Genomic DNA, 7,632 nt, shown 5'->3' with positions numbered 1-7,632 from the left:
AACAGGAATCCCACCGGAATCAGGGCCAGCAGCCTGCCGTTCATGACGCAGAGGGCCGCGAGGGCCCCCCCCAGAAAATGCGCCCCCGTATCCCCCATGAAGGTCCGGGCCGGATGAAGGTTATAGAACAGGAAGCTCGACGCCATCGCAAAGAGCAGGACCATCGCCAGCGCGTTGAAGCCCGAACCGTCGGAGGAAACATCGGATGGAAGCAGAAAGGCCAGGGCCCCGAGGGCGATCAAAAAGCACCCTCCCGCCAGCCCGTCCAGACCATCCGTGATGTTCACCGCGTTCATCATTCCCGAGACGCCAAGGATCGCCAGGGGGAAGACCAGCCACACCGGCCCCGGGATCCCGCTCCAGAGGGCCAGACCGCCGCGAAGGTGGACGACGAGCGCCCAGGCTCCGCACACGACGAGCTGGACCTTCAGCTTGGCGAGGCTCCGAAACCCCTCGCTGGATTTGCGGAAAAACTTCATCCCATCGTCGACCAGCCCGATGGCGCCTCCCGCGATCGGCAGGGACCAGAACACGAGGGCCTCGCTTCCCCATGTCGCGAGGAGGGCCAACAGGGCCATGAACAGGAAGACGCATCCCCCCATCGGAGGGGTCGCGGCCTTGATCTCGACGTCGATTCCAACTCCGTAGCTCTTTTGAGCCTGTCCGACGCTCCATCGCCGCTGGACGCCAATCCAGACACGCTGCAGGAGGAGCCCCAGGAGAAAAAAGCCGCCCCCCCAGACGGCGATCTCCATCATGAAGCCTCCCCGGAGCCGTCGGAGGAAACGGGCTCCGCCGCGAGGCCCTCGACGACCCTCTCGAGCTCCAGGCTGTTGGAACCCTTCACCAGGATCCCCGCCCATTCGGCGGCCCTCGCGGCGTCCAGAGCCTCCCTCCAGCCCCCAACGAAACGGCGGTTCGGCTTCTCCTCCAGGGCCCCGCGCCAAAGCTCCCCCACCAGCACGGCCTCGTCCACACCGTCGATCAGGGGCTCCAGCTCACGATGGTATCGTACCGCATCCGGCCCCATCTCCCGCATCTCCCCCAACACGACCATCTTAGGCGTCACGGATCGAAGGGACAGGAAGGTCTCCAGGGAGGAGCGCATGGAAAGCGGATTGGCGTTGTAGGCGTCGTCGACGACGAATCCTTCCCGCCCCGCGGCGGGAAGGATCCTGCCGCGCCCCTTGATTCCACGAAACCCCTCGAGGGCCGCGGCCCCCTCCCTCAGGGGAATGCCCAGCCGGCATCCCGCCGCAGCGGCGAAGGCCAGGGGCAGGGCCAGATGTGGCCCCCACAGGCCGGAACGGATGCATGCCTCGTCCCCGCCGCCCCGAAGGCGGAAGGTGAGGAAGGGCAGGACGCCCTCCAGGGCAAAACGGGGTTCTTCGATGAGAAAATCCGCCTCACGCTCCATCCCTATGGAGTCGACGGAGGGCCCCGACAGGCCCGCGGCGGCCCCGCGAAGCAGGGGGTTATCGAAGTTGTAGAGGAAGCGGCGCAGCCGCCCGGAGCCGGCGATCTCCATCTTGGCCCGTAGGACCCCCTCGACGGACCGGAACCCCTCGAGATGGACGGGCGCCACCTGGGTCACCATGGCCGTCGTGGGAGGAAAGAGCTCGGACAGCTCCGCGATCTCCCCCGCCTTGTTGGCCCCGAACTCCAGGAGCAGCAGCTCCGCGTCGGGCGGCATGGCCAGGACCGTCGCGGTGCATCCGATACGGGTGTTCAGGCTCCGGTCCGCCGAATGGACCCGGAAGCGCGCCCTCAGGACGCGCCGCAGGGCCTCACGGGTCGTCGTCTTCCCCACGCTTCCGGTCACCGCGACGACCTCCTCCGGCGCAGTCCGTCGGAGGTAGGCCGAGGCCAGCCGGGCCAGGTCCCGCTCGGGGTCCTCCAGCTCGACGCAGGGAACGACGGGGTCCTCGGGACGCTTGCCGCGCCGCACGACGATCAGGGCCGCGCCCTTTTCGAGCGCCTGAGGGACGTACCGATGACCGTCCGTCCGCTCCCCCTCCAGGGCGACGAAAACGCCCCCCCGCTCCACGTCGCGGCTGTCGGTCGCGACGTGAGCGGGAAAGGGGATCCCCTCGACTCCCTGCCCCACCTCCGCTCCGATCAGGGCAAACATCTCGCCCACGGAAAGCCTGGCGCTGTCCTCCATTGTCTTCCTCCCGCCTCGAATCAGGAACTTATACGGCTGCATCGTCCGCCGAGGACCCGCACGTCCGGCTTCAATGGTCGCCCCCGGAGGAGCGGATCCAGGAATCCACCGTCTCCGCATCGTTGTAGGGCGTCTTTTTCCCGCCCTGCTCCAGGTACCGCTCCGGGCCCTTCCCCGATACCACCACCACGTCCCCGGGAGCGGCTATGCTCAAAGCGGTGCGGACGGCCTCCCTGCGGTCCAGGATAACCCGATGCCGCGCACCGCCCGATTCCTGAATTCCCCCGACGATCCCCGCCGCGATCTCCGCGGGGTCCTCGTCCCTCGGGTTGTCCATGGTCACGATCACGAGATCGGCCAAGTCGGCGGCGACCCTGCCGAGGGCGGGGCGGTTGAGAGGATAGCGCCCCCCCCCATGCCCGAAGACCGATATCAGGCGGCCCGGGCAGAGCGCCCGAGCGGCGGCGAGGACGTTTTTCAGGGCCTCGGGGGTATGGGCGAAATCGATGAAGCAGCAGGCGCCGTTCGGCAGGGAATGTCTCTCGAGGCGTCCGGGGACCTGCGGGACCTCGGCGGCCCCACGGACCACGGCCTCGTCCTCCACCCGCCCACGCAGCGCCGTTACCGCCGCCAGCACGTTCCAGACGTTGAAGTTCCCCACGAGAGGGCTCCGCAGATGCAGGTCCGGGAAACCACGCATCGACACCGTCATGGAGGTCCCCTCCAGGCCGGTCCGGAACTCCGTCACGCGCGCGAAGGCTTCGGAGGCAAGGGCAAACCCCCGCACATTCTCGGGAAAATCCTCCAGCAGCCGATGCCCGTAAGGGTCGTCCGCGTTGGCGGCCCCCTCGAATCCGGGCCGTGCGTAGCGCGAAAACAGGAGCCGCTTGGCCTGGAAATAGTGCTCCATGTCCTTGTGGAAATCCAGATGTTCGGGGTTCAGGTTCGTAAAGAGCGGAACGTCGAAGCGGCATCCCCTCAGTCGCCCCAGAAAGAGCCCGTGGGAGGAGGTCTCCATCACGCAGGCGCCGCATCCGTTCCGGACCATCTCCGCAAGCCGGCGCTGTACGACGCAGCTCTCGGGGGTCGTCCTGTCCGCATCCCTTTCCTTCACCCCGTCGCTCTCCACGATCGTGCCCAGAAGTCCCGAGCGTATCCCGGCGGCATTCAGGATACTGCGCAGGACGTAGGTCGTCGTGCTCTTGCCGTTCGTCCCCGTGACCCCCACCATCAGCAGCTTCTCCGACGGATTCCCGTATACGGCGGCGGAGACCTCGCCCATGACCTCGCGCACGGACGGGACCACGACGGACGGAAGCCCGGCGTCGACGGGCCGCTCGCAGAGCAGGGCCGCGGCCCCAAGCTCCCGGGCCATGGGAATGTAGTCGTGCCCATCGCTCCTCTCGCCCCGAATGCAGCAGAACAGGGCCCCCGGACGAACGCTCCGGCTGTCGGACACGACGTCCGTTATCCGGGGGTTCCCCCCGGCCCCCTCGGCCTCCCGAAGGAGGCCCATCTCCCGAACGAGCTCAATCAGGCTGGAAAAATTCACACTCATGACCGATCATTCTTTCCCGGGGCATAATATTCGACCTCCGCCATCTCCTCGACGATGGCCCGAAAGGAGGGGGCGGCCAGTTCGCCTCCGTAGTAGCGTCCGCTCGTGGGCTCCCCTATGGACAGGAGCATGAGATAGCGCGGCTTTTCATAGGGCCAGAAGCCGATGAAGGACGCGACGTAGCGGTTCTTGCTGTACTTCCCGGATTCCGCGACCTGAGCGGTTCCGGTCTTCCCCGCCAGCTCGGTGATGGCGGTGTTCGCTCCCTTTCCGGTCCCCTCGAGCACAGCGGACCGCATCGTCTTTCGCAGCCATTGCGCCGTCTCGGGGGTGAGGACCTCCCGCATCACACGGGGCTCCCCCCTGTAGACGACCTCCCCCGACGAGTTCACGGCCTCCTTGACGATATAGGGACTCATCAGCTTCCCCCCGTTCACGACGGCAGCCATGGCGTTGATCAGCTGCAGCGGCGTGATGGCCAGCCCCTGGCCGATGGCGATGTTGGCGGGCACGACGCCGCGCCACTGCTCGGGGAAGGGCAGGATTCCGTTCGCGACCCCCGGCAGTTCGACGTCGCTCGCCGAGCCGAACCCCCAGCTCCAGAGGGTCTCGTACATCTTGACCTTCTCGGACCGGACGCCGATCTGAGCCATCCCCACGTTGGAGGATTTGATGATGAGCTGGGCCGTGCTGATGTTCCCCATCGCCCTGGGGTAGGCCTCCGCCACGTAACCGTCGGCGACCTTGAGGCGGGCCGGACAGTGAAAGGTCTCGTTCGTCCGCACCCAGCCCTGCTCCAGGGCTATGCCCATATAAATGGGCTTGAACGTCGACCCGGGTTCGTAATTGCGGCTGACGGCGTTGTTAGAGAGCGCTTCCTTTCGGAACCCCTCCCGGACCCGGGGGTCGAAGGGAGGCCAGCTGGCCATGGACAGGATCGCCCCCGTCCAGGGGTCCATGCAGATCGCCGCCGCCCACTTCGCCCCGTTTCCCGACGCGATTTTATCGAGGTGCTTTTCGACCACATACTGCATCCGGCTGTCGACGGTCAGGGTCACGACGGGCATGACGTGGCTCCGCTCCGGTTCGTCCCCGCCCAGGCCGATCGAATGGGCCCCCGGGCGTCGGATGATGATGCGGTACCCCGGAGGGTCGTAAAGGACGGAGTTCCACGACTGCTCGATCCCGGCCTGACCGCGGTTGTCGATGTCGCAGAACCCCAGCACGTGGGCCAGGAGGCTTCCGTTGGGATAGCGCCGCTCCTGCTCTCCGATGTCGCGGACGGCCCGTATGTTCAGCGCCAGGATTTTCTGCGCTTCCTCCCCCGACACCTTACGCTTCAGCCAGACGAAACGCCCCTCGCCGTTCGGCTGCAGCTTCCCCACGACATCCTCGGAAAACACGCGGCGAAGGGCCGGGAGATCGGCGGAATCGAGGAGCTTCGGATCGACGGCGAAACTGGACACCATCTCGGGAATCACCAGGGCGTTGCCCTTGGAATCCTGGATGATGCCCCGATTCGCCTTGACGGGTACCCGCCTCCAGTACTGCTGCTGGGATTGCTGAAGCACCCTGGGGTCCGGATAGCAGTGACGTTCGACCAGCGTCCGGGCAAACAGCACGAACAGCACGACGAACAGGCCCCACGGACTGAAAAGGCGCCGCCTCAAAAGTCAGCGCCCCCTTGGCAGGCTTCGCGTCCCCGGACCTTCCGCATGGAGCTCCATCCTCCGCTCAGTTCCCCTCCCCGAGGATCCAGGCGACCCTCGCGCGCCAGCCCCTCGCCGGCTCCGAAACGCTCTCGGCGGTCAAAGCTCCATCGCGGGGCCGGACGAGGATGGTCTCCGCAACCCGAACCTTCTCCATCCCAAGCTGCTCCTTGCAGTAGCTGTAGATTCTGATGGGAGCCACAAGGCCGGAGAACTCCTGCCTCAGGGCGGTCTCCTCCATCGAGTACCTTCCGATAGCCCGGTTCAGGCTGTCGAGTCGATACGCCAGGCGGCCCGCTTCATAACGCAGCGCCCCCAGCGCCAAAAGCACGAGCAGGCCGAACACAACTCCCGTCATGAAGTTCTTTCTCATTGCTCGTCCTCTGTTGACTCTACCCATAAGTTACAGCCCCCGTCCATAGATGCTGCGTCCCCAAGTTGACCTTATAAGCTGACCTAAGACCTAAGAGAAAGAAAATGCCCTGAGCTTGGCGCTCCTGGCCTTGAAATTACGCTCCGTCTCCTCTTCGCCGGGTTGAATCGGATGGCGGGTCAGAACCCTGCCCCGCCCTTCCTCCTTCTCCCAGGCCCGGAAGCGATGCTTGACGATCCTGTCCTCCAGGGAGTGATAGGAGACGATCACGGCAACGGCCCCCTTCGCCGCCAGGCCCGGCAGGGCCGACAGCATGGACTCAAGCTCCCCCAGTTCGTCGTTGACGTATATCCGAAGCGCCTGAAAGACGCGCCGCGCCGGGTGAATCCCCATCTTCCTCTGGACCGGAGCCGGAAGGAGCTCCCGGATCAGGGCGACGAACTGCCCCGTCGTCTCGATCCGTCTTCCCCTGCGCCTCTCGGCCTCGACGCGCGCGGCGATCTGGCGCGAATAGCGTTCGCCGCCGTACTCCCAAAATATCCTGGCAAGCTCTCCTGCGCCCTCCCGCATCAGGACCTCCGCCGCGGTCGGGGCACCTCCATGAGGATCCATCCTCATGTCCAGCGGCCCGTCATGCTGGAAGGAAAAGCCCCGCTCCGCCTCCGTCAGCTGCATGTTGGAGACCCCGAGGTCGAACACCAGCGCGTCGAACGGAGCCTCGTCCCGAAGGAGGGTCCCCATCGCCCCGAAGCGGCCGTGCACCGCACGGAACCTCGGGACAAAACGCCCGAGCCTTTCTTCCGAATGGGATATCGCGCTGAGGTCGCGGTCCAGCCCCAGGACCCGTACCCCCGGAAGGGCCTCGAGGATCGATTCCGAATATCCCCCCAGCCCCAGAGTCCCGTCAAGGACCCTGACGCCGTCCTTTCTCTCCGACAATGGGGCCAGGAACCCCATCACCTCCTGCAGCAGGACCGGCTCGTGCGTCATGCTTCGGCGCCGCCCCCCGTCAGCTCGGGAAGCATGGCGAGCCCCGCGCTCCAGTACTCCGTCCACCTCGAGCGGTCCCAGACCTCCGCATGATCGTTGACGCCGTTCACGACGACGTCCTGATCGAGCGCCGCATAGTCGCGAAGCACCCCCGGCAGCAGGATCCTTCCCGCTCCGTCGAGCGCGAGTTCATGCGCGCTCGAGAGGATGAGCCTGTGGAGTTTCCGGGTCCTCTCGCTGTCCAGAAAGGAGCTCGTCTTCAGCCAGGCGGTGAAGTTCTCCCACTCCTCCCGGGAATAGAGCGAGACGCAATGCTCCATCCCGATCGCGGCGACGAGCGTATCGCCCAGCCTCTCCCGGAACTTCGCCGGAAGGACCAGGCGAGCCTTCGTATCCAGACGATGTTCGAAGGTCCCCATCAACATGAAGGCATCTCACCGCCGCTTTCCCTTTCCCCACTTTTTCCTACTTACTTCCACTTCATGACATTTTCCCCCACAATATCACTTGCGTAAAATAACTGAAGGGACTTAAGGCTCAAAAAGGCAAAGGCTTTGGTCCTCTTGTCCCTGGGATTCATTGCGTCGTTTTTCCGGTCAGGGGAACCGGACCGGGGCCTGCGTGCGGAAGCGGGACGCCCGCCCCCAAAGAATGCTATACTTCTTACTAATAAAGAAGAGATATGGAGGAGATTTTTGCAGGAGCGCGTTCCCGGGCAGGGGACGACATCGATTTGGGGGTAAATCATTCGTGGACTCATCCGTATTGCTTCACGCAGCCGGCGGCGTAGGCCTTTTTCTCTACGGAATCAAGCTGATGAGCGAGGCCCTGCAGTTCA

7 protein-coding genes are annotated in these 7,632 nt (G+C 65.2%); all 7 read right to left on the bottom strand.

Annotated features, from left to right (window positions below; all coding sequences use genetic code 11):
* A partial coding sequence (locus tag Q0176_RS09075) for a phospho-N-acetylmuramoyl-pentapeptide-transferase (protein WP_299301846.1) occupies positions 1–755 on the bottom strand: 755 nt, incomplete at its 3' end.
* Positions 755–2,164 carry a UDP-N-acetylmuramoyl-tripeptide--D-alanyl-D-alanine ligase gene (murF, locus tag Q0176_RS09070; protein ID WP_299301843.1) on the bottom strand — a complete coding sequence of 470 codons (1,410 nt, stop codon included), beginning with the start codon at positions 2,162–2,164 and terminating at the stop codon, positions 755–757. The genes Q0176_RS09075 and murF, both read right to left, overlap by 1 nt.
* Positions 2,165–2,234: 70 nt before the next feature.
* Positions 2,235–3,722 (bottom strand): UDP-N-acetylmuramoyl-L-alanyl-D-glutamate--2,6-diaminopimelate ligase, encoded by a 1,488-nt coding sequence (locus Q0176_RS09065; protein ID WP_299301840.1) that lies wholly within the window; start codon positions 3,720–3,722, stop codon positions 2,235–2,237.
* The gene (locus Q0176_RS09060; RefSeq protein ID WP_299301837.1) at positions 3,719–5,392 is read right to left on the bottom strand and encodes a penicillin-binding protein 2; all 1,674 of its coding nucleotides are present in this window, start codon (positions 5,390–5,392) and stop codon (positions 3,719–3,721) included. Before Q0176_RS09060 ends, Q0176_RS09065 begins: the two co-directional genes overlap by 4 nt.
* Before the next feature lie 64 nt (positions 5,393–5,456).
* Positions 5,457–5,789, bottom strand: coding sequence for a hypothetical protein (locus Q0176_RS09055; RefSeq protein WP_299301834.1), 333 nt, complete (start codon positions 5,787–5,789; stop codon positions 5,457–5,459).
* Positions 5,790–5,894: 105 nt separating this feature from the next.
* Positions 5,895–6,794: a 16S rRNA (cytosine(1402)-N(4))-methyltransferase RsmH gene (gene rsmH, locus Q0176_RS09050; protein WP_299301831.1), complete on the bottom strand. Its 900-nt coding sequence runs from the start codon at positions 6,792–6,794 to the stop codon at positions 5,895–5,897.
* On the bottom strand, positions 6,791–7,219 hold the full coding sequence (gene mraZ, locus Q0176_RS09045; RefSeq protein ID WP_299301828.1) for a division/cell wall cluster transcriptional repressor MraZ: 429 nt from the start codon (positions 7,217–7,219) through the stop codon (positions 6,791–6,793). Before mraZ ends, rsmH begins: the two co-directional genes overlap by 4 nt.
* Positions 7,220–7,632 lie beyond the last annotated feature (413 nt).

The organism is uncultured Fretibacterium sp. (genome assembly GCF_938040765.1).
In the GTDB taxonomy this organism is placed as follows: Bacteria; Synergistota; Synergistia; order Synergistales; family Aminobacteriaceae; genus CAJPSE01.
Note: the sequence above shows the minus strand (reverse complement) of the source record. Positions and strands in the feature narration are given on the sequence as shown.

Excerpts from the sequence above, each read along its gene's own strand:
- murF (WP_299301843.1), bottom strand. The coding sequence starts at position 2,164 with ATGGAGGACAGCGCCAGGCTTTCCGTGGGCGAGATGTTTGCCCTGATC.
- Q0176_RS09065 (WP_299301840.1), bottom strand. The coding sequence starts at position 3,722 with ATGAGTGTGAATTTTTCCAGCCTGATTGAGCTCGTTCGGGAGATGGGC.
- Q0176_RS09055 (WP_299301834.1), bottom strand. The coding sequence starts at position 5,789 with ATGACGGGAGTTGTGTTCGGCCTGCTCGTGCTTTTGGCGCTGGGGGCG.
- rsmH (WP_299301831.1), bottom strand. The coding sequence starts at position 6,794 with ATGACGCACGAGCCGGTCCTGCTGCAGGAGGTGATGGGGTTCCTGGCC.
- mraZ (WP_299301828.1), bottom strand. The coding sequence starts at position 7,219 with ATGTTGATGGGGACCTTCGAACATCGTCTGGATACGAAGGCTCGCCTG.